The organism is Burkholderia sp. BCC0398 (genome assembly GCF_902833245.1).
GTDB classification, from domain to species: Bacteria; Pseudomonadota; Gammaproteobacteria; order Burkholderiales; family Burkholderiaceae; genus Burkholderia; species Burkholderia sola.
Genome location: NZ_CADFEM010000017.1, coordinates 73,318 through 95,772, shown reverse-complemented (window position 1 = coordinate 95,772; position 22,455 = coordinate 73,318). Strand labels below are relative to the sequence as shown.

The 22,455-nt window shown below is 68.1% G+C and carries 17 protein-coding genes and 1 tRNA gene; 15 read left to right on the top strand and 3 right to left on the bottom strand.

The window, feature by feature from the left end; all coding sequences use genetic code 11:
• Nucleotides 1-46: 46 nt before the first annotated feature.
• Together HWX76_RS30275 and HWX76_RS30270 are read right to left on the bottom strand one after the other, a co-directional pair.
• A tRNA-Ser gene (locus HWX76_RS30275) sits at nt 47-115 on the bottom strand.
• Nucleotides 112-1,506 (bottom strand): integrase family protein, encoded by a 1,395-nt coding sequence (locus HWX76_RS30270; protein WP_176016795.1) that lies wholly within the window; start codon nt 1,504-1,506, stop codon nt 112-114. The genes HWX76_RS30275 and HWX76_RS30270 overlap by 4 nt, the downstream gene beginning before the upstream one ends.
• Nucleotides 1,507-2,599: 1,093 nt before the next feature.
• On the opposite strand from HWX76_RS30270, the gene HWX76_RS30265 reads away from it, so the two are divergent.
• The 15 genes from HWX76_RS30265 (at nt 2,600) to HWX76_RS30195 (ending at nt 21,220) form a co-directional block, all read left to right on the top strand.
• Nucleotides 2,600-3,676 (top strand): ABC transporter substrate-binding protein, encoded by a 1,077-nt coding sequence (locus tag HWX76_RS30265; RefSeq protein WP_244138036.1) that lies wholly within the window; start codon nt 2,600-2,602, stop codon nt 3,674-3,676.
• 42 nt (nt 3,677-3,718) lie between these two features.
• A complete protein-coding gene (locus HWX76_RS30260) occupies nt 3,719-7,408 on the top strand; it encodes a response regulator (RefSeq protein ID WP_176016793.1) in 3,690 nt (1,229 codons plus the stop codon).
• Nucleotides 7,409-7,469: 61 nt separating this feature from the next.
• On the top strand, nt 7,470-10,049 hold the full coding sequence (locus tag HWX76_RS30255) for an EAL domain-containing protein (protein WP_124556661.1): 2,580 nt from the start codon (nt 7,470-7,472) through the stop codon (nt 10,047-10,049).
• Between the two features lie 601 nt (nt 10,050-10,650).
• Nucleotides 10,651-10,833 (top strand): Flp family type IVb pilin, encoded by a 183-nt coding sequence (locus HWX76_RS30250; protein WP_050013708.1) that lies wholly within the window; start codon nt 10,651-10,653, stop codon nt 10,831-10,833.
• Nucleotides 10,834-10,922: 89 nt separating this feature from the next.
• Nucleotides 10,923-11,405 (top strand): prepilin peptidase, encoded by a 483-nt coding sequence (locus HWX76_RS30245; RefSeq protein WP_176016792.1) that lies wholly within the window; start codon nt 10,923-10,925, stop codon nt 11,403-11,405.
• A gap of 17 nt (nt 11,406-11,422) precedes the next feature.
• Complete coding sequence (cpaB, locus tag HWX76_RS30240) at nt 11,423-12,454, top strand: Flp pilus assembly protein CpaB (protein ID WP_176016791.1); 1,032 nt, start codon at nt 11,423-11,425, stop codon at nt 12,452-12,454.
• 71 nt (nt 12,455-12,525) lie between these two features.
• The gene (locus HWX76_RS30235; RefSeq protein WP_050013711.1) at nt 12,526-13,908 is read left to right on the top strand and encodes a type II and III secretion system protein family protein; all 1,383 of its coding nucleotides are present in this window, start codon (nt 12,526-12,528) and stop codon (nt 13,906-13,908) included.
• A 14-nt stretch (nt 13,909-13,922) separates the two neighbouring features.
• On the top strand, nt 13,923-14,306 hold the full coding sequence (locus tag HWX76_RS30230; RefSeq protein ID WP_050013712.1) for a CpaD family pilus assembly lipoprotein: 384 nt from the start codon (nt 13,923-13,925) through the stop codon (nt 14,304-14,306).
• Between the two features lie 21 nt (nt 14,307-14,327).
• Nucleotides 14,328-15,551 (top strand): AAA family ATPase, encoded by a 1,224-nt coding sequence (locus HWX76_RS30225; protein ID WP_176016790.1) that lies wholly within the window; start codon nt 14,328-14,330, stop codon nt 15,549-15,551.
• A complete protein-coding gene (locus HWX76_RS30220; protein WP_050013786.1) occupies nt 15,548-16,987 on the top strand; it encodes a CpaF family protein in 1,440 nt (479 codons plus the stop codon). Before HWX76_RS30225 ends, HWX76_RS30220 begins: the two co-directional genes overlap by 4 nt.
• Nucleotides 16,984-17,961, top strand: coding sequence for a type II secretion system F family protein (locus tag HWX76_RS30215; protein ID WP_176016789.1), 978 nt, complete (start codon nt 16,984-16,986; stop codon nt 17,959-17,961). The genes HWX76_RS30220 and HWX76_RS30215 overlap by 4 nt, the downstream gene beginning before the upstream one ends.
• A complete protein-coding gene (locus HWX76_RS30210; protein WP_050013715.1) occupies nt 17,958-18,902 on the top strand; it encodes a type II secretion system F family protein in 945 nt (314 codons plus the stop codon). Before HWX76_RS30215 ends, HWX76_RS30210 begins: the two co-directional genes overlap by 4 nt.
• A complete protein-coding gene (locus tag HWX76_RS30205; protein ID WP_050013716.1) occupies nt 18,899-19,762 on the top strand; it encodes a tetratricopeptide repeat protein in 864 nt (287 codons plus the stop codon). The genes HWX76_RS30210 and HWX76_RS30205 overlap by 4 nt, the downstream gene beginning before the upstream one ends.
• Complete coding sequence (locus HWX76_RS30200; protein WP_050013717.1) at nt 19,759-20,187, top strand: TadE family protein; 429 nt, start codon at nt 19,759-19,761, stop codon at nt 20,185-20,187. The genes HWX76_RS30205 and HWX76_RS30200 overlap by 4 nt, the downstream gene beginning before the upstream one ends.
• On the top strand, nt 20,180-21,220 hold the full coding sequence (locus HWX76_RS30195; protein ID WP_176016788.1) for a TadG family pilus assembly protein: 1,041 nt from the start codon (nt 20,180-20,182) through the stop codon (nt 21,218-21,220). The genes HWX76_RS30200 and HWX76_RS30195 overlap by 8 nt, the downstream gene beginning before the upstream one ends.
• Here HWX76_RS30195 and HWX76_RS30190 read toward each other — a convergent pair.
• Nucleotides 21,184-22,371, bottom strand: coding sequence for a glycosyltransferase family 87 protein (locus HWX76_RS30190; RefSeq protein WP_124556708.1), 1,188 nt, complete (start codon nt 22,369-22,371; stop codon nt 21,184-21,186). The genes HWX76_RS30195 and HWX76_RS30190 overlap by 37 nt on opposite strands.
• Nucleotides 22,372-22,455 lie beyond the last annotated feature (84 nt).

Below are 22,455 nucleotides of genomic sequence, written 5' to 3'. Positions count from 1 at the left end.
CGAAAAAGCAAAAAGGGATTAGTATCAGCTAACCCCTTGATTTCTTTGGTCGGAGCGATAGGATTCGAACCTACGACTCTCTGATCCCAAATCAGTTTTCTTCCGTCACCCTCACTCGCACGTTGGAGGCTCCAGTTCGACCTGAGCCTGCTCCAACATCCAGGACTCAATTTTGTCATGCCACATGCGAAGAAGGTCTAGGGGCCGCCGCCGATAGTGCTTCTCGGCGATCGCAGAAGGTTTGTGCCCCTGGATTTGCGCGACAACACCGACAGGAACTTCAACCCATTCTGAAAGCGTCCCGAACGACCGTCGAAGTCCGTGCAACGTGAGGTGCGGTAGGTCGACGGTCTTCAGCGCACCATTATGGGCTTTTCTGGGTTCGGTGATCTTTCCGTCTTCCGACCTGTTGCTCGTGAACACCCATTCAGATGGTGACCATGACTGTCCTTTTTCGGCGAGGCTGGCCAACTGCCGGCTGTTCGGCGGTGTCTCATTCATCTGCTTCAGCTTCGAGAGAAGACTCGCCAGATATGGTGTAAGTGGTATGGTGCGGCCGCCGGTGCCCTCAACCTTGTCGTTTATGGTGAGGCTGCGCCACCGGAAGTCCACGTCCTTCCAGCGCAAGGCGGCGAGCTCTTCACGGCGAGCACCAGTAAGCAGGAGCCCCTGCAAGTATGCGCTGATAACCGGGTTGCCTATCTCACGTACGGCTGTAAACCAGGCAAGCAGCTGCTCTCGCTGTAGGCAATCACTTTTTGCCTTGGTGCGTGGTACGGCTGCGCGCACGGCCCGAGCGGCATACGCATTTGGAGCAATAGATCCCGAATATTCCGGCTTGTCATCGCACCACCGAATGAATGCACGCAGTTTGCGGTAACTCTGCTCAGCGTTCGTTGGTCGTTTTTCTGCTTCGGCTTCAAGCCAGGTCGCCACTCGCTCGGCGTTGAGATCTGTCAGCTTCAGCGGCATTAGCGTCGCCAGCGGTCCGGGAATCGTCGTCCCACGTCCACGCTTCCAAGGTAGGCCGCCCGCTTGTGCGAGCTTCTCGTGATCGTAGTAGTGTCGATCACTCCATTTGCTGCGGTGCGCGTCCAGGTAGGCGGACCATGCTTCCGATACGGTCGCGTTTTGCCTGAGGGATTCGAGTTTGCGGGCTTCATGCTCAGCGCGCTGTTCCGCTCTTTCTTCGCGGGGATCGATGCCGCGATCCATCAGCGCTTTGAGTCGGGCTGCTTCCTGTCTCGCACCGAGGCGCTCGATCGTTTTTCCGGTTGCGGCGTCGGTCGTGGCGTGTCGCTCCAGCAGCCACGCGTTCGGCGAGCCGATGGTGATGCGAACGGTCTTGCCAAACAAACGACCCTCGAATACGTAGGACTTCACGCCCGAAGCCGTCACGCGAAGGCCGAGTCCCTGCTGCTTCTTGTCCCAGTAGATCGTCTGTTGTCGTCCAGGTACGCACTCGTAACCCGTCACACGTTCGATCGTGAAATTTTCCTTGATCACCTGTAGTCCCCGCTTGTAGTGCCGTGTAGGCGCCATGTAGGGGAATTCTAGGGATGTCAGTCAATTCGAGTCAACATCGAAGCGTTGTGGTTGACTAAAAAATCCTTTAATTTCAAATTGATAGATGTTTATCGGGATGTCGATCAATCTCGATCCGGGTGATGGACGGCGGCCTTCTAAGCCGTAGGTCACACGTTCGAATCGTGTAGGGCGGGCCAGTGAAATCAATGCATTGGCCGATATTTTCAATTTGCCTGTTTCCTTTATCGCGTTGCGTGTTCACGCAGCGTGTGGCTTTTATAGTCAACCCGGATCGTACCCAGTCCATGTGAGAACGGCGATGCGCGCATAGCGTGTCCAATTTGCACGGCAAGCAGAAAGGCGTTGCTTGTCCGAGCAGTATGTCGGCCGTAGCCGCGCTATCAATTTGTTTGGCAGTCCGTTGCTTATCCCTCGTCGAACCGGCTTGCGGCATTCAACCGACACACCAACAACGGGCGCGGCCAAGTTGCCGATCGACAAGATCGGCAACGCGCGGCCTGGCTACGCGACGCGTCGGCGTATCGCCGCATCGGCGCCGCCGCAAGTCCGCGCGCTGCGCACTCCCTCTTCCGAACGCCGGAATCGGCCGCGCGACATCGCACGGGCGTCCGGTTCTTGCGCACCAATTCACGCAACAAACCGACGCACTGACGACCGTATCGAAATGCCGCACACGCGATCCCACACAGTCGCGCCCTCCCGCATTCGATCGCCGCAGCGCAACAATCCGCCACAACGCGCGACAACGGCGTGGCCCCGCGCCTCCCGCCTTGCAGTCCCAACGGATGCCACCTATATATATGACTAATCGACTCGTACCACGGTAGCGGTGCGGCACGCGGCGGGGCGCATCGTCAGATCAGAACAACCGGGTGCCGAACGGGAGCCCTACATGGACGAGAGTGTGTCAGTCGCACCAATGTGTTCCCGCACCTGGTCTTCGAACCTACTGCGCGCACTCGCGCGTCCCGGCGGCAGGCAGTCGCTGGCGCTGATCGCATGCTGCGCCGCACTGAGCGGCCAGAGCGCCGGATTCGCGGCGGAGCCCGGCGTGACCGGCGACACGATCCGCCTGGGCATGGTCAACGCGCAATCGGGCAATTCCGCAGGCCTCGGACATGGGCTGCTGATCGGCGCGCAAGCCGTATTCGACGACGCGAACGCTCGCGGCGGCGTGCACGGGCGAAAAATCGACCTCGTCGTCGCCGACGATCGCTACGAACCCGACCGGACGGTGGACAACACGCTGGACATGATCGAGCGGGGCAACGTGCTGGCGCTGTTCGGCTACGTCGGCACGCCGACGACCACCGCGGTGCTGCCGATGATCCGGGACGCTGGCATTCCGCTCGTCGGTACGTTCAGCGGCGCGATGGCGCTGCGCAAGCCGGTCACGCCGGAGGTCTTCAACATCCGGGCGAGCTATGACGACGAAACGCGCGCGCTGGTCGATCATTTGATCGCGCACGACCACGCGACGCGTTTCGCGGTGTTCTACCAGGACGACGGCTTCGGGCTCGCGGTGCTGGCGGGCACGCGGCTCGCGCTGCGCCGCCATGGCCTCGACGTCGTCGCCACCGGCACGTTCCGCCGCGGCACGACGGCGGTCGACACGGGTCTGGCGGCCGTACTCGAAGGGCGGCCCGACGTCGTCATCATGGTCGGCCCGTATACGCCGGTCGCCGCATTCGTTCGCGCCGCGCACCGCGAAGGCCTCACGGCCCATCTCGCGGCGGTGTCGTTCGTCGGCACCGACGACCTGTTGCGCCTCATCGGCGACGAAGGGAATGGCATGCTGATTTCGCAGGTCGTGCCGCTGCCGCAGAGCGATCGCCCGGTGATCCGGGACTGCGCGCGGCTCATCGCCCGGCGCTTTCCGGACGAGCACATCGGCGTGGTGCACATCGAGGGCTGCCTCGACGCGAAGGTCGCGCTGATCGGGCTGGAGCGCGCGGGGCCATCGCCCACGCGGGCAACGCTGAAGCAGGCGCTCGAATCGATCCGCCATCTCGACCTCGGCGGCCTGGTGGTCAACCTGAGCAGCGACGATCATCAGGCGCTGAACGACGTGTTCCTCACCGAAATCGCGCACGGGCACGTCACGCCGCTGGTCGTGCCGGCGCAATGAGCGGCGGATGGCCGTCAGGCCATTCCGATCCTGGAGGGCTGCATGGACATCAAGGCGAAGCTCGTCACCAGTACCAGCCTGATGCTGCTGGGCGCGGTGGCGATTTCGGTGACCAGCCTGATCGCGGTGCACGGCATTGCGTCCGGCGTGCGCACGCTGACGACGGAATCGCTGCCGCTGCAGGTGCGCAGCAACGAACTCCAGCGCGCGTATGCGGAACTCGCGGTGGAGTTCGGCCGGCTCGAGCACGCACAGGACGCATCGGAGCGGCAGCAGTCGTCGTCGCAGATCGAAACGCAATTGCAGCGGATCGCCGGCATCACGGCCGCCGTGCGCGCGATCGACCGGCACGGTATCGACGAACCGTCCACCGATCTGCGGACGATGCTCCGGTCGATGAACGAAGGCGTCGACAAGCGCCTGCGCGGCGAGGCGCAACTGGTCGCCGAGCGCCGGCTGATCGAACGCGTGCAGGCGCGGGGCGCCGCGCTGCTGACCGAGATCGGCAAGGAAACCGAGCGGCTGGACAACGACGCCGATGCGGCGGTGAGCGGCGCGCTCGCGGCCAACACCGCATACAACCGGACGATTCATGCGCTCGACCAGGTTCGCACCAACGTCAAGGACATCATCACCGTCGCCGGCCGCGTCGACGTCGCGCCGAACCGATACCGGCTCGCGCCGCTGCGCGAGCGCATGCAGGCGTCGATCGACGGCGCGCGCAATGCGCTCGCGCTCGCGGTGCCGAACCTCGATGCCGCCACCGCGCAGGGCGTGACGACCGCACTCGGGCGCGTGGCGGCCGACATCCTCGACGGCCACGAGGGCCTCGTCGCGCTGCGCGGCGTCATGTTCGCCGAGCCGTCCGTCGCGGCCCGCTACCGCGCGAAAGAGGGCAGTGTGCTGCAGTCGCTCGAGGCGCTGGACGCGAAGCTCGCGGAGATCGCGGATCCGTTCGCATTGCAGATCGTCAAGGCGCGACAGCGTCTCGACGAGGCGATCGAATTCCGGCGGCGAGCCGCGCGCGTCGCGTCGCTGTCGGCGATCGTGAACGGCGGCATCAGCGCTTTGGCGTTCGACCTGCGGATGATCGCGCAAAGCGACGGCAACGACCGTCTGGCGCGCGGCGACGACGAGCTGCACAAGAACATCGGTGCGCTCGCCGCATCCGCCGGCGCACTGCGCGATGCGCTCGCCGCGGACGGCCCGGGCAACGTGAAGCGCGCCCAGGAGGTCGTCGGACTGACCACGGAGCTGGCCGGATCCGCGCGCCGCATCCTCGCGGTGAAGTCCGACATGCTGGCCAACGACGTGGCCATGCAGGGCATCGTCGCGGACGTCGATACGACGGCCAATCGCCTCGCGGCCTACACGGAGCAGGAGGCCGTGCGCGTCGACCTTCAGCAGCGCGGCATCGTATCGGACGTCTACCGGGCCGTGGCGACCGCGATCCTGATGATCGTGGGCGTATCGTTCCTGCTCGCGATCGGCGGGCTGCTGATCAGTCATCGGCTCGGCGCGTCGATCTCCGGGCCGCTGTCGCGCCTGACGCGCACGATGGCGCGCATTCGCAGCGGCAGCGACCTGTCGTTGCGCATGACGCACAAAGGCCGCGACGAAGTCGCGGCGCTGGTCGCCGGCTTCAACATGATGCTCGACGAAATCGAACGCCGCGACGTCGATTTGCAGGCGGCGATCGCCACGGCCGAAGCCGCGAATTCGGCGAAATCGGAGTTTCTCGCGCGGATGAGCCATGAGATCCGCACGCCGATGAACGGCGTGCTCGGCATGACCGAGCTGCTGCAGCGCACGCGGCTGACGTCGAAGCAGCGCAAGTTCGTCGACACCGTGTATCGATCCGGGCAGACGCTGCTCGTGCTGATCGACGACATTCTGGATTTCTCGAAGATCGAGGCGGGCAAGCTGACGCTGGAGCGCATCGATTTCAATCTGCATCAATTGCTCGACGATGTCGTCGCGCTGCTGGAGCCGAACGCGCAACGCAAGGCGCTTGCGCTCGTGTACCGGCGCGGCGACACCGTTCCCGAATGGATGCGCGGCGACCCGGTGCGGTTGCGCCAGGTGCTCACGAACCTGCTGGGCAATGCGATCAAGTTCACCGAGCACGGGCACGTCGCGCTCAGCGTGTCGTATGCGGACGACGGCCGCATCGTGTTCACGATCGCCGACACCGGCATCGGCATCGCGCCCGAGGTGGCCGCGCAGTTGTTCCGGCCGTTCCAGCAGGCCGACAACTCGACCGCGCGCAAATACGGCGGAACCGGGCTCGGCCTCGTGATTTCCCGGCAGCTGGCCGAGATGATGGGCGGCGCGCTCACGCTCGAATCGACGCCCGGCCAGGGCTCGGTGTTCACCGTGACGACCCCGTTCGAGCCGGCGTCCGGGGAGGTCGGCGTCGCATCGGAGGCACGGCCGTCGCTCGCCGGCCTGAAGGTGCTGATCGTGGACGACAGCGAAACCGATCGCAGCGTGCTGCTCGAACATGCGATCGAATGGCAGCTGTGCGTCGCCACGGCGATCGGCGGCGACGACGCGCTGGCGCAGTTGCGCGCGGCGGTCGCCGACGGCGCGCCGTTCGATCTCGCGATCGTCGACGTGCGGATGCCGGGCATGGACGGCATCTCGCTCGTGCAGTACATCCGCCGCGATCCGTCGCTGCGTGCGCTCAGGATCATCACGCTGACCGCGTTCGAGATGATGGACAGCGTGCTGGTCGCGCACGAACTCGACATCGCCGCCCGGCTGACGAAGCCGCTCCATGGCGCCGATCTCCATGCGGCCATCGCCTCGGCGATGCACGTGATGCCGCCGCGGCTGACGTCTGCTGAGCCGGTGTCCGACGACGCCGCCGCGGGTCCGCGCCGGCCGCTCGACGAGATCGCGGCGCGCGTGCTGCTGGTGGAGGACAACGTCGTGAATCAGCAGATCGCGCTCGCGATGCTGGAGGACACCGCTTATCAGGTCGACGTGGCCGACGACGGCGAGCAGGCGCTGCAGCGGCTGGCGGACGACGGTTTCGACGTCGTCCTGATGGACTGCCAGATGCCGAAGCTCGACGGCTTCGAGGCGACGCGGCAACTGCGCCGTCGCGAAGCCGAAGCCGGCGCGCCGCGCATGCCGGTGATCGCACTGACGGCCAATGCGCTCAGCGGCGACCGCGAGCGCTGCCTGGCCGCCGGGATGGACGACTATCTCGGCAAGCCGTTTCGCCGCGATGTGCTGCTGCAGATGCTCGCGCGCCATGTCGGCGGCGCGGCGTGCGCGCCGGTAACCGGAAGCGATGCGGCGACGACGGGCGCCGACATCGATACGCGTCCGGAAGCGGGCGGTGGCGCGGCCCCCGATCCGGACGACGACGCCAGCGTGATCGACCAGAAGGCGCTCGATGCATTGCGCGCGCTTCAGCGGCCGGGCCGCCCGGATGTCCTGACGCGGATCATCGATCAATTCGCGGCGGACGCGCCGCGGCTGATCCGCGACATGCATGCGGCGGTCGAAGCGGGCGACGCCGATGCGCTGAAGCTGGCCGCCCATACGCTGAAATCGAGCAGCGCGAACGTCGGCGCGCACCTGCTGTCGGCGCGTTGTCGCGCGATCGAGCAGCTGGCGCGCGCAGCCGACGTCGGCGCGGCGGTGGAGCTGGTCGCCGGCACGGACGCGGAATTCGGGCACGCGCACGCGGCGCTGATCGCGGAGCGCGTCGAAGGTTGAACGGACGCCGGGCCGGCCGATCGCCATGGCGATTGCGCGGCGGCAAAACAGGAGGATGCTCGTGAACCAGGAACATGCCGATGTGCCGGCGATTCTGATCATCGACGACGACGCCATGACGCGCCTGCTGGTCGTGGAGACGCTCGAACCGGAAGGCTTTCGCGTCGAGGAAGCGACGGGGCCGCAGGAAGGCATCGACGCGTTCCTGCGTCATCGTCCGGTCGTCGTGCTGCTCGACGTCGAAATGCCCGGCGGCGACGGATTCGACTGTTGCCGCGCATTGCGCGCGTTGCCCGAGGGCCGCCGCGTGCCGATCGTCATGCTCACGGGCAACGACGACGACGCATCGATCGCCAGCGCGTTCGACGCCGGCGCGACCGACTTCGTGTCCAAGCCGATGCGGTGGAAACTGCTCGGGTATCGGGTCCGCTATCTGTTGCGCGCGGCCGCGGCGGTCGAAAAGCTGGCGACGACCGAGGTCAGCCTCACGCATGCGCAGGCGCTCGCGCACCTCGGCAACTGGGAATACCAGGCCGGGCGGACGGACGGCTACTGGTCGCCGGAGCTGTACCGGATTCTCGGGCTCGACGCCGCCCACACGCCGCCGACGTTCGAGCGCCTCGTGCAGGCCGTGCCGCCAGACGAGCAGCCGCTCCTTGTGCAGTCCTACACGAGCCTGCGCACCGAAGGCGTCGCGTTCTCGATCGAGCATCGGCTGATCCATGCGGACGGCACCGAGCGCTGCGTGCTGCACCAGGCGGAGTCCGGCCGCGATCCGAACCACGCGATCATCCTGCGCGGCATCGTGCAGGACATCACCGAACGCAAGATGCAGCAGGGGCGTATCGAATACCTCGCCAATCACGACGCGCTGACAGGCCTGCCGAACCGCAACCTGCTCGGCGACCGGATGGAGCAGGCGATGTCGCAGGCGCGGCGCACCGGGCAGCTGATCGCGGTGATGGTGCTCGACCTGGACCGCTTCAAGCACATCAACGACAGCTTCGGTCACTCGGCCGGCGACGGGCTGCTGCGGGTCGTCGCCGCGCGCCTGAAGAGTTCGGTGCGCGACGGCGACACGGTCGCGCGGCTCGGCGGAGACGAGTTCGTCGTGATGTTGGTCAATCTCGCGACGGCGTCGGACGCGGACACGATCGCCCGCAAGATCCTGGACACCTTCATTGCGCCGTTCGTGCTCGACGGCCACGACCTGCACGTGACGACCAGCGTCGGCGTCAGCCTTTACCCGACCGACGGGACCGACGCGGAGACGCTGCTGAAGACGGCCGATGCCGCGCTGTATTGCGCGAAGGAACACGGGCGCAATTGCTACAGCTTCTATACGCGTGAACTGGGCGCGCGCGTCGAAGAGCAGACCATCCTCGAAAACGCGCTGCATCAGGCCGTCGCGAACGGTGAACTCGAGCTGTACTACCAGCCGAAGGTCGATCTCAAGACCGGCCAGATCAGCGGCGTCGAGGCGCTGATTCGCTGGCGACGTCCGGGCATCGGCGTGATTCCACCCGACCGCTTCATCCCGATCGCCGAAGAAACCGGGCTGATTCTGCCGATCGGAGAGTGGGTGTTGCGCACCGCGTGCGCACAGGCCGTCGCGTGGCGCCGGGAAGGGCATCCGCCGATCCGGATCGCCGTCAACCTGTCCGCGCGCCAGTTCCGGCAGCAGGACGTGGCCCACCTGGTGCGCACAGCGCTCGCGGAAACCGGTCTCGAGCCCGACTCTCTCGAACTCGAGCTGACCGAAAGCGTGCTGATGGAGGACTCCAATGCGATCGCGCATACGCTGCGCGAACTGAAGGCGCTCGGCGTCGTGCTGTCGCTGGACGATTTCGGCACCGGCTATTCGAGCTTGTCGTACCTGAAGGACTTGCCGATCGACGTCGTCAAGATCGATCGTTCGTTCCTCAGCGACGTCACCACCAGCGCGGAAGGTGCGTCGTTGACGCGCTCGATCATCGCGATGGCCGAGTCGCTGCACATGGAGACGGTGGCCGAGGGCGTGGAGACGGAGGCCCAGCTGTCGTTCCTGAACCGGCATCGCTGCCATGCGATGCAGGGCTACTACTTCAGCCATCCGGTCACCGGTGACGAGATCGCCGACATGTTGTCCGCCGGCTCGGAGTTGCCCGAGCACTGCCGGCAGCGCGAACTGCTGCACCGTACGCTGCTGCTGGTGGACGACGACCGCGCGGTCCTGCAGATGCTCAGGCAGGCGCTCGGCCGCGACGGCTACGAGATCCTCGCCACCACCGATCCCGACGAGGCGCTCGACCTGCTCGCGCAGCATCGCGTCGGCGTGATCGTGTCGGACTTCCGGATGCCGAGCGTGTCCGGGCTCGACCTGCTGCAGCGTGTCAAGGCGCTGTACCCGGACATCGTGCGCATCCTGCTGTCCAGCTACGGCGACGGCGCGTCGATCGCGGACGCGTCCGGCAACGGGTCCGTTCAGAAGGTGCTGATCAAGCCATGGGACGTCGCGCTGCTGCGCAAGCACATCACCGAGTCGTTCCAGCGGTTCGAGCACACGTCGATGAGCGGGGCCGATCTCGGCGTGGCCCGCCTCGGCATCCGCCCGTCTCCGCTGCGCTCGCTCGGCGGGGCGGAGCCGCGCGATCGCCGTTGACCGGAAGCCGCCGACGCGCTCGAAGCATGGACGGTGCGGAGGCGCGCATGGCGTCGACCGGCACGCTCGCGGAACGCGTTTCGCGCGACGCCGGGCGGCTGTCGGAATTCGATACCCGGGCAATAAAGAGGACTGCCCGGCAATCGAAAATTGAACAAATGCGTAAATTGTGTGCGATTCGGAAAATCATTCCGCCCGACACCGTAAGACTATTAAAGTGGATAGCGACCACATAATGCGGAGGCACGATAATACGCCGACTGCCGGGATCTCGATTCACTTGTGAACGGGCTTTTCCATAAATACATTTCGACGCTAAATTATTTGAAAACGCCAAAAAAATTGTCTATACCCTAGACGAACCGGCTTGATCCGTATCGTGTCGATGCGGTCAGGCAACAAGCGAGCGCGGGTAATGGCGGATTCCATTGCCGCTGAACTCGCGTTGCAGCGATCGAAGGGATTCCGGGGGATGCGAACGGCCCGTTGCCAGGCCTGCCGCATGAGTCATGAATGGGCGAAACGCAGTGAACGCCACCGAAGCAACGCCGCGTCTTTACATTCAACGGTCGATCAACGACCCCGTCACACGGAGGTTGTCATGCTGCACTACGTCAAATCCCTGCTGCGCGATGAACGCGGCGTCAGCTCGCTCGAATACGCGGTCCTCGCCGGCATCGTCGTCGTCGCGCTGGCTGCGGTCGGGGTGATCCTGAGCAGCAACACCGGCGGCCTGCCGGCCGTGTTCACGTCGCTGATCAACAAGGTCACGGCGCTGATCTGATCCCCCTGAACCCGCGCGCCGCCGACGAATACACGGATCCGCAGCGGTACGACGTATCCAGCCGGGGCGCGCCGACGGACGGCTCTCCGATGCTCTATCTCGTACAGTCGGCGGCGACGCTCGTGCTGATGTCGCTCGTGCTGCAGGACGTGCGCACGCGGCGCCTGTCGAACCGCCCGGTACTCGCGTTCGCGATGCTGTATTTCGTCGCGGCCGCGCTCGCACGCGAAGGGCTCGCGCAGCTCGCCGCTCACGTCGCGACCGCCGCGGCGATGCTGCTGCTGTTCGCCGGACTGCGTCACGCCGGCTGGATCGGCGGCGGCGACGTGAAGCTGGCGGCGGCCGTCTTCCTGTGGGCCGGCCCGACGCTCGCGTTCCCGGTGTTGACGATCGTCGGGGCGAGCGGCGTCGCATGCGGCCTCGCGATGCTCGCGGCCGTTGCGTGGCGGCGTCGCCGCATCGCGCCGGCGCGCGCGATCGACACGCGTGGCGTGCCGTACGGCATCGCGCTCTCGCTCGGCGGCGCACTGGCCGTCTGGGCGCCGTTTCCTCACGCGGTTTCGCTCACCTAGCGGGGACGCACGCCGCCATGCCCAAACCCCTGAGAATGGCCGTGCTGATCATCGCTGCCGCCATCGGTGCGTTCCTCTTGCGCCAGCTCTATGTCGCCGCGTCGACGCCGTCGGCGCCCGGCGCGGCGAGCGACGTCGACGTGCGCGTCGCGGCGGCCGACCTGCCCGAAGGGCTGCTGCTGCGCGACAACGATCTCGCGTGGAAGCGCATGCCGCGCGCGCAGGTGCCGGCCGGCGCATTCGTCGAGTCGCAGCCGGGCGCGGACCTCAAGGGCGCGCTGCTGCGCAACCGCGTGGACGCCGGTGCGCCGATTCGCGCGGACAACGTGATCCCGGCCGGCGCGCCGGATTTTCTCGCGGCCGCGCTGCAACCCGGCATGCGCGCGATCTCGGTGCCGGTCGACGACGTGTCGGGCAACGCGGGGCTGATCCAGCCGGGCGACTTCGTCGACGTCGTGCTCACGCAGCAGATCGGCGGTTCCGCGACGACGCCCGGCACGTTCGAAGCCGAGACGGTCGTGCGCCGCGCGCGCGTGCTCGCGGTCGGCTCGGAATTCCAGCGTGCGAAGACGGCCGCGAGCGCGCCCGACGCCCCGGTGCGCGCGCGCACGGTCACGCTCGAGGTCGCGCCGCGCACCGCGCAGGTCGTGCTGGTCGCGACGCGCCTCGGTTCGCTGTCGCTCGCGCTGCGCAGCTTCGCGACGAGCGATCGCCGCCAGGCCGCGGGCGGCGACGAACAGGAGCCCGATACGCCGCCGGTGTGGGCCGGCGACGTATCGCGCGCGTTCCGGGACGCGACGCGTTCGTCGTCCGCGAAGCCCGACACGGGCATGCGGGCGGCACCGCAGGGCAACACGGTCGTGATCTATCGCGGCTCGTCGGTGGACGACGGCTCGCGTGGCACCGGCGTCGGTGGCGTCGGCATGCCGGGCATCCCGCCGCTGCCGTCCGGCTGGCCGGGCACGCCGGTTGCGCCGGCGGCGCCCGCGATGGGCAATGCGGCCGCCGACACGACGGCGCAAGTGCCGCGGGCGGCGGTCGCGCAGTGACGCGAGGACGAGGTGTCGAGGTGTCGATTCGGAACCGGCCGCCCGGCGGCCGGCATTTGACGGGAACACGCATGGTGCGCATGGTTCGTTGGATCGCTTTCTGGTGCCTGGCCGCGCTCGTCGCGCCGGACGTCGCGTTCGCGCAGCGCGCGCACGCGGCGGACGCCGGCGCGGCGTTGTCGATCGCGACCGGCAAGGGCGAGATGCTGTCGCTGCCGGAACCGGCGACCGCGATGTTCGTCGCGGACCCGGGCATCGCCGACATCCAGGTGCCGTCGCCGCGCACCGTGTTCGTGTTCGGCAAGAAGGCCGGCACGACCACGCTGATCGCGCTCGGCGCGAATCATCGGCCGATCCTGCGCCGGACCGTGATCGTGCAGGTCGACACCGCGTCGCTGCAGACGGTGCTCGACGGCCGCTTTCCGCAATTGAAGCTGGCGGTGTCCGGCGCGCCGGGCTCGCTGATGGTGTCGGGCAAGGTGCCGAGCGCGGCGGACGCGGACGCCGTGATGCAGTCGCTCGCGCCGTATGTGAACGACAAGGAAAAGATCGTCAACCGGCTCACGCTGTCGCGCCCGATCCAGGTGAACCTGCGCGTGCGCGTGACGGAAGTGAGCCGCAACATCACGCAGCAGCTCGGCATCAACTGGAGTTCGCTCGGCGCGGCCGGCAACTTCATCGGCGGGCTGTTCAACGGGCGCACGTTGTTCGATTCGACGAACCGGTTGTTCAACCTGTCGCCGACGGGCGCGTATTCGGTGGTGGGCGGCTTCCATACGGGGCGCTGGTCGATCGACGTCGTGCTCGACGCGCTCGATCAGGAAGGGCTGATCACGATGCTCGCGGAGCCGAACCTCACCGCGATGTCCGGTCAGACCGCGAGCTTCCTCGCGGGCGGCGAGATCCCGATTCCGGTCGCGCAGGCCGGCAACACGACCGGCGCGATCACGGTCGAATTCAAGCCGTTCGGCGTATCGCTCGACTTCACGCCGACCGTGCTCGCCGACAACCGGATCAGCCTGAAGGTGCGCCCGGAGGTGAGCGAGGTCGATCCGAACAACAGCGTGACGACCGGCGGCGTCACGGTGCCGGGGCTCTCCGTGCGGCGCGTGGAGACGACGGTCGAGCTGTCGAGCGGGCAGAGCTTCGCGATCGGCGGGCTGCTGCAGAGCCAGACGGCCAATACCGTGTCGCAGATCCCGGGGCTCGGCCGGCTGCCGATCATCGGCCGGCTGTTTTCGTCGAAGAACTTCCAGGACAACAAGACCGAGGTCGTCGTGATCGTGACGCCGTACATCGTGCAGCCGACCGGGCCCGGCCAGCTCGAGCAGGCGCTCGACACCGTCGCGCGGCCGAGCAGCGACCTCGAGTTCGCGATCCAGCGCAACCTCGGGCTCGACCTGCTGACCGGCGACACGCCGCGTCTCGTCGGCGCCGCGGGCTTCGTGTACTGACCGGAGGAGCACGCATGCGACTTCGAACCCTGTTCACCGCGCCGTTGCCGTTGGCGCTCGCGGCCTGCCTGTCGACGCCTCCGCCGATCAACCTGCCCGATGCGCGCGCGATCGGCTTCGACGGCGTCCGTGCGGTGCCGCCCGACTGCGCGAAGCTGATGCAGCCGTCGCAGCTCGTCGACGCCGGCTTCGGGCGGCCCGGCGTGCCGTTCGGCTGCGCGACCTACACGAATCTCGCGACGATGCTCGCGCGGCCGGAAGACCTCGTCGCGCCCGTGCCGTACGGCGGCGCCGATGCGCAGGTCGCGGCCGACGCGGTGCGCCGCTACGTCGAGGATCGCGTGAAGCAGCCCGCGCCGGGCAAGACGCTGACGACGACCGGCTCGCCCGGCCATTGACCCCCTTCCGATGCGATCGCGATGCCGCCCATGAACGTCCTCGACCGCCAGAACGCCAAGCACGCCGCCGCAGCCGGTGCGGCGGACCTCATCGCGGTCGTGTCCGACGCCGGCAGCGAGGATGTGATCCGCCGCGTCGCGCAGGACCTGTCGATCACGCGCGCCCACGTGCAGCCGGGCAACTGCGACGACGCGATCCGGCTGCTGCAGCAGCACGAGCGCTCGCCGCGCCAGTTGATCGTCGACGTGTCGGATTCGGTGCTGCCGGTGTCGGACCTGATGCGGCTCGCGGACGTGTGCGATCCGTCGGTGCGGGTCGTCGCGATCGGTACGCAGAACGACGTCGGGCTGTTCCGCAACCTGCTCGGCATCGGCGTGCAGGACTACATCGTGAAGCCGCTGACCGTCGAGCTGATGCGGCGCGCGCTGACGACGACCGAGGCGGTCGTGCAGGTGCGCACCGGCAAGATCGTCAGCTTCGTCGGCGCGCGCGGCGGCGTCGGTACGACGACGATCGCGGTCAGCCTCGCGCGCTGCCTGGCGGGCGAGAAGCGGCGGCGCGTCGCCTACGTCGACCTGAACCTGCACGGCGGCGGCGCGAACTCGATGCTTGGGCTGTCGAGCAACAACGGGCTGATCGAATTGCTGAACATGGAACTGCGGCCCGACGACGCGCTGTTCGACCGCATGTTCGTCACGAAGGGCGACCGCCTGCACGTGCTGTCCGCCGAACTCGCCTATGGCGAGGACGCGTTGCTGCGCGACGATGCGATCGCGCAGCTCGTCGACATGCTGAAGGACCGCTTCCATTACGTGCTGTTCGACGTGGGCGTGCGTGCCGGCAAGTTGTTCGAGGATGCGCTGACGGCGTCCGATCTCGTCTATATCGTCGCCGATCGGTCGGTGCACGCCGCGTACGAAGCCGCGCGGCTCGCGCGCTTCGTGAAGGAAATGCCGGGCGAACGGATGCTGTCGATGGTGCTGAACAATCCGCTCGAGCCGGTCAAGGGGCGCGTCGCGCAGTCCGATTTCGAGGACGCGTTCGGCGGTGTGCGGCTGAGCGAGCTGCCGCACGACGCGCAGTCGCTCGCGATCGCCGAGAACCTCGGCGAGCCGATCGAAGGCGCGAAACGGAGCGGCTTCCTCGACGAGATCCGGCTGCTCGCGAACGGCATCACCGGCGAATCGATGGTCGTCGCCGAGCCGTGGTATGCGCGCTTCGTCAAATGGAGGAAGGGATCGTGACGTTCGGTACCCGCAAGCGGCGGACGCCGGACCCCGCGCCGGCGGGCTCCCGTACCGCGCCGCGCGACGACGCGCCCGCGCCGGCCGCGAGCCCGGTGCCGGCGTCGCTGTCCACGTCCGCATCCGCCGCATCCGCAGCCGCGCGCGCGGCGGCGACGGCCGATACGCAGGAGGCCCTCATCCGTTCCGGCAAGTTCGATGCGATCCGCACCGCGGTGTTCGCGTCGATGAACATGTCGGCCGCATTGATGAAGACGCGCGACGAAGTGCGCGCGGGCATCGAGCAGGTGGCCGCGCACACGGTCGAGCGCGAGCGCCTGAAGATCACCGCGGGCGAGCAGGTGCTGATCGTCGACGCGATCCTGAACGACATGTTCGGCGTCGGGCCGATCGAGCCGCTGCTCGCCGACGACACCGTGTCCGACATTCTCGTCAACGGTCCCGACCAGGTGTACGTCGAGCGCGCGGGCCGGCTCGAGCTCACGTCGCTGAAGTTTCGCGACAACGCGCACGTAACGAGCGTCGCGCAGCGGATCGCGGCGGCGGTCGGACGCCGCGTCGACGAGAGCAGCCCGATGGTCGATGCGCGGCTTGCCGACGGCAGCCGCGTGAACGTGGTGCTGCCGCCGATCGCGATGCGCGGCGCGTCGATCTCGATCCGCAAGTTCGCGAAGCGCGACATCACGCTCGCGCGGATGGCGCATCAGGGCAACATCTCGCACGGGATGCTTCAGGTCCTGAAGATCGCGTGCGCATGCCGGCTGAACATCGTGATCTCGGGCGGCACCGGGTCGGGCAAGACGACGCTGCTCAACGCGCTGTCGCAGCACATCGAGGAGCACGAACGGATCGTGACGATCGAGGACGCGGCCGAGCTGCAACTGCTGCAGCCGCACGTGGTGAGCCTCGAGACCCGCCCGGAGAATACGGAAGGGCTCGGCGGCATCTCGCAGCGCGATCTCGTGCGCAACGCGCTGCGGATGCGGCCGGACCGCATCATCCTCGGCGAAATCCGCGGTGCGGAGGCGTTCGACGTGCTGCAGGCCATGAACACGGGCCACGACGGCTCGATGACGACGATCCACGCGAACTCGCCGCGCGACGCGATCAGCCGGCTCGAAAGCATGGTCATGATGGCGAACGCGAACCTGCAGCTGCTGTCGATCCGGCGTCAGATCGCGAGCGCCGTGCACCTGTTCGTGCAGGTCGAGCGGATGCGCGACGGCGTGCGCCGCGTGACGCGGATCACCGAGATCGTCGGGATGGAAGGCGAGGTGGTGATCACGCAGGACCTGTTCGCGTTCCGCCAGGAAGGCGACACGACGCGCGACGCGGTGAAGGGCGTGTTCGAGGCGTCGTCGCTGCGGCCCGCGTTCGCGCCGCGCGCCGCGTACTACGGCGTCGAGGATGTGCTCTCCGAGGTATTCCGGCAATGAGGGCTGCCGATCTCTTCACGCTCGGCGCGTTCGTCGCGATCCTCGCGGCGGGCCTCGGGCTGTCCGCGTTGCTCGAGCGTGCGCGCCATACGCCGGAGCAGCGCATTCGCGCGCGGCTGCAGCGCCTTGCACCCGCGCTCGCGGGCCGGGACGCCGGCGAGGCCGCCGGATCCGGTGTCGCGCTGTTCAACCTGCCGCGCCGGCAAACCCGCGTACGTGCGTGGATGCAGCGCTACGTGACGCGCGTGCGCGCGGTCGGCGGCGAGCGAGGGCTGCGGATCGTCGTCGCGAGCACGATCGCCGGCGCGATCGCCGGGATCGTCGCGGTGAAGCTCGTCGCGCTGCCGAGCGTCGTGCATCCGGCGATTTACGTCGGACTGCCGCTGATTGCGATGCGCGCGAGCTACCGCATGCTGGTCGAGCGTTTCCGGCTGCGCTTTCTGGAGGCGTTCCCCGACGCGATCGACCTGATCGTGCGGGCGGTGCGCGCGGGCATTCCGGTCACGCAGGCGATCAGCACGGTCGGCGACAGCGCGGCCGAGCCGGTGCGCTCGACCTTCCGCACGATGGGCGACAGCCTGCGCGTCGGCGCGGATCTGAAGGACGTGCTGACGCACGCGGCGGACCGGCTGATGATCGCGGACTTCTCGTTCTTCACCGTCTACCTGCTGCTGCAGCGCGAGACCGGCGGCAGCCTCGGCGAGACGCTCGACGAGCTGTCGAGCATCATCCGCACGCGTCGCGACATCCGCCTGAAGACACGCGCGCTGACGGCCGAAGGGCGGATCACGACGAAGATCATCTCGGCGGTGCCGTTCGTGATGATCGGCGCGCTGTTCCTCGTGAACCGCGCGTACGTGATGCTGTTGTTCGACACGCATGCCGGCCGCGTGATGCTGACGATCGCGGCGGGGCTGCTGACGATCGGCCTGCTGGCGATTCACAAGATTTCGAAACTGGATACCGCGCGATGACGATGTCGATGCTGGCCGCCCGCGGCCTCGAACTGTTGCTGCTGATCGCGTGCGTCGCGGCGGCGCTCGCGACGCCGGGCGGCGGCACGCGCAAGCGGATCGCCGTGCGCGTGCAGCAGGCCGCCGGGCAGCGGCCGCCGTCGCTGGGAGGCGGGCGTCTGCAGCCGGGCGACGTACGTCAGGATCTGACGCGACGGCTCGCGCAGCTCGGCGAGCGGCTGCCCGTGCTCGATCCGATGCAGCGCGTGAAGCTCGGGCTGCAACTGACGCGCGCGGGCTTTCGCGAACGGCGCGCGGTGTCGTCGATGATCGGCATCAAGCTCAGCTGCGGCGTGCTGTTCGCCGGCGTCGCGATCGTGTTCAGCCCGTATATTCCGCGCTTCGGCGAATACTTCGTGATCCGGGCGGTCGCGATGATCGCCGCGTTCGTGATCGGCGTGATCGTGCCGGAATACGTGCTCGGCGCGATGATCCGGCGGCGCCGGCGCATCATCGCCGCATGCTTTCCGGATGCGCTCGACCTGCTCGTGATCTGCACGATGGCCGGCAACAGCCTCGTGTCGGGCGTGCGGCGCGTCGCACGCGAACTCGAGCGCATCTGCCCGCCGCTCGCCGACGAGCTGACGGTCTGCGCGGACGAGCTGACGCTGAGCGGCAACGTGTCCGAAGCGCTCGCGCATTTCGCGCTCCGCGTCGATTTCCCGTCGGCGCGCTCGCTCGCCACGACGCTCACGCAATCGCAGCGGTTCGGCACGCCGATCACGCAGGCGCTGCGAACGCTGTCGCGCAGCGAGCGCACCGAGCAGATCGTCGCGCTCGAGGAACAGGCCGCGAAGCTCGCGCCGAAGATCACGCTGCCGATGATGCTGTTCATCCTGCCGACGGTCGGGCTGATCGCGGCAGGCCCGGCGGCCATTCGTCTGCTCGAGGTGTTCAAATGAAAGGCTCCGCGCGACGCGCGTTCGCGTTCGCATTCGCGGCCGTGCTGCCGCTGCTGGCCGGCGGCTGCGCGCCGGGCATCCAGACGCGGCCGGCGCTGTCGCACAAGAGCGACGACCCGCAGGCCGAATTGCGCATTGCCGACAGCGCGCTGGTCGGCGGCAACGTCGATCTCGCGTCGACGCTGTACGGCAAGGTGCTCGCCCGGCATCCCGACTCGCTCGCGGCGCAACTGGGGCTCGCCGACGTCAACTACCGCGCCGGCGATCTGGAGCGCGCACGCGTGCTCTACGAGCAGGCGCGGCAGCAGGCGCCCGCGGAACTCGGGCCGCAGGTCGGGCTCGCGCGCGTCGCGTTGCGGCAGCGGCGGCTCGACGAGGCCGCCAGCCGCTATCGCGACTTGCTCGCCGCCCAGCCGAACCTTCCGCTTGCGGCGGAAGGGCTCGGCACGGTGCTCGACCTGCAGGGCCGCCACGAGGACGCGCAGGCCGTGTACCGGGACGCGCTCCGCGCCCATCCCGACGCGCAGGGGCTGCGCGTCGACCTCGGGCTGTCGCTCGTGCTGAGCAATCGTCCGCGCGAGGGCGTGAACGTGCTGCTCGACGTGGCCGGGCTGCCCGATGCGCCGTGGCAGGCGCGCCAGAATCTCGCGTTCGCGTATGGCGTGCTCGGCAACACCGATTCGGCGAAGAAGCTGCTGTCCGCGGATCTGCCGGCGTCGGCGGTGGCCGACAATCTGCGCGTGTACCAGGCGGTGCGTGCGCAGCTCGCGGCGCGCCCGGTCGCCGATGCGGCGCGGCCGTTGAAGGGCGCCGCGCTCGAGCCGCGTACGGTGCCACCCGCCGCGGGGGCCGCAAAATGACACGCGCGGCGATGCGCGGCCGCCACGCGCGCGGCGTCGTATCCCTCGAGTTCGTCTTGATGCTGCCGTTCCTGCTGATGGTGCTGATCGGCATCATCGACGTGAGCCTGCTGCTGTGCGACAAGGCCGTGATCACGAACGCGAGCCGCGAAGCCGCGCGCGCCGGTGTCGTGCTGCGCGTGCCGATGCTGACCCCGACGCAGATCGCCAACGTCGCGCTCAGCTATACGCAGAACAGCCTGATCACCGGCGGCACGCCGACGACGCCGACCGTGACCGTGACGCAGGCGAATGGCACGACGGCGGGCACCGCGCTGACGGTCACGGTGACCTACACGTATTCCGGGATGGTGCTCGGTTCGGCATTCAGCGCGCTGACCGGCCCGGTGACGCTCACGGCCAGCTCGGTGATGCTCTATGAATGACGCGGCCGGCAAGCCATCCGGCGGCACGGCGCGCGAACGCGGCTCCGTCGCGCTGTTCTTCCTGATGTTCCTGATTCCGCTGCTGTCGTTCGGCGCGCTGGCGATCGACATCGCATGGATCGCCACGGTGCGCAACCAGCTGCAGAATGCCGCGGATGCGGCCGCGCTCGCGGCGGCCGATGCGATGATGTCGCCGACCGGCGGGCCGCTGAACTGGTCGCAGGCCGCGCCGGCGGCGAACGGCGTGATCGCGCTGAACTCGGCGGCGGGCGCACCGCTGGCGACCGGCACGGTGACGACCGGCTACTGGAACGTGACGCGCACGCCGGCGTCGATGCAGCCGACCACGATCACGCCGGGCCCCTACGACGTGCCGGCCGTGCAGGTGACCGTGTCGCGCGCGCCGGGCATCAATGGCGGATCGATCCCGCTGCTGCTCGGCGGGCTGCTGGGCATCCGCGGCGCATCCGGCGGCGCGACCGCGATCGCGGTGCTCGCCGCGCCGGGTGGCGTCGCGGCGGGCGGGCTCTTTCCGATCGCGATCGACCAGTGCGTGTACAACCAGTACTGGAACGCGCAGACCAACCAGCCGCTGATCAATCCGCTGACGGGCTTGCCGTACGAGTTTTCGATCACGAACGGCCAGACGTATGGCGCGCTGTGCATGGGCGGCCAGTGGACGTCGTTCCAGTCGACCGCGACCGACACGACGACGATGGGCGGCCTGATGGTGACCGGCAACCCGACCACGCTCAATATCGGCGACAGCATCAATCTCGCGACCGGCGTGAAAGCGACGCTCTACACGGCGGTGCCGGTCGGCACGACGGTCGTGCTGCCGGTCGTCACGCAGACGTCGAGCAGCACCACCGTGCCGATCGTCGCGTTCGCCGCGTTCCGCATCGACGTGGCGCTGGGCGGCAGCTACAAGTACATCCAGGGGCACTTCGTCGCCGGCGTCAAGATGACCGGCGTCGCGACCGGCGTCGGGCCGTATTACGGCGTGTACGTGCCGCCGCGGCTTGCGCTGTGAGTGTTGCGCGCGTCGTGCCGCGCGCGGCGCAGCAGCATCAATAGCGCGAAGAGCGTCACGGCCGGGCCGATCTGCGGCAACTGCAGCCACGGGTTCAGGTATTCGGCGATCGGCAGTGCCCACATCAGCGCGATCGCCGCCTGTTCGCCGCGCAGCCAGCCGTCGCGCCAGCCGATCGACAGCATGCAGGCGATCGCGATCGCGAGCCACGAGAGCTCGTAGTGCCACACGTACGGGTTCGCCACGAGCGTCGCGACCGCCAGTACGGCCGCGCGCACGCGGGTGTCGCGCGATTGCGTCCAGACGACGCAGGCCGCGGCGATCGCGATCGCCGCGATGCCGGCATGGGCGACATACGCGGCGCCGAGCGGCACGCCCGCGAGGCGGAGCGCCGCGAACGGCGTCGGCGACGCGAGCCAGAACCCGACGCCATGCTCGAGGATGATCGAGCGGACGAGGCCGGCGCTCGCGACGAACAGGCGCAGCGACGCGACGCCGCAGACGAGCACGCTCGATGCGACGAATGCGCCGGTCGCGAGCGCGGCCCACATGATCGTGCGCCATGCGCGCACGGCGACCAGCACGAACGGGAACAGCAGCGCCATCTGCGGCTTGACCGACAGCAGCGCGATGCAGAGGCCGGCCCACAGCGGTCGCCGGTCGGCCCAATGAACGGCGAGCGCCGCACACGATGCGGTCAGGCACGCGTTCTGCCCGAGCGTCGCGGTGACGAACACGCACGGCGCGGCGATCAGCGCGAAGGCGCCGGCGCGCGATGCGCCGGGAATCGCGCGGAGGCCGGATACGCGCCACGCGGCGAGGCCGAGCATCGACACGCCGAACGCGACGAACAGCGGATACCCGAGCGCGAACGGCAGCAGCGCCAGCGGCGTCACGAGCAGCAGATAGGTGGGCGGGTACAGCCACGGCGCGAAGACGTCGCGCGGAAGGTGCGGGAACAGCGCGGCCGTCAGCCGCGAGAAGGCGGAAAAATCGTACGCGTGCGACGGCGCGCCGTGCAGCATGACGTACGACGCGGACCAGAACACCGAGAAGTCGGCGCCGGGCCGCGGCATCACGCCGCCGGTGACGGACGCGTGACGCGCGACCGCCGTCCAGATCGCCATGAACACCGCGTACGACACCAGCATCAGCGCGCTGTACAGGACGACGCGTCGCGACGTGAGCCATGCGACGACCGGCCGCTCGGCCGGGCGGGTCGATTGCCGGAGGAT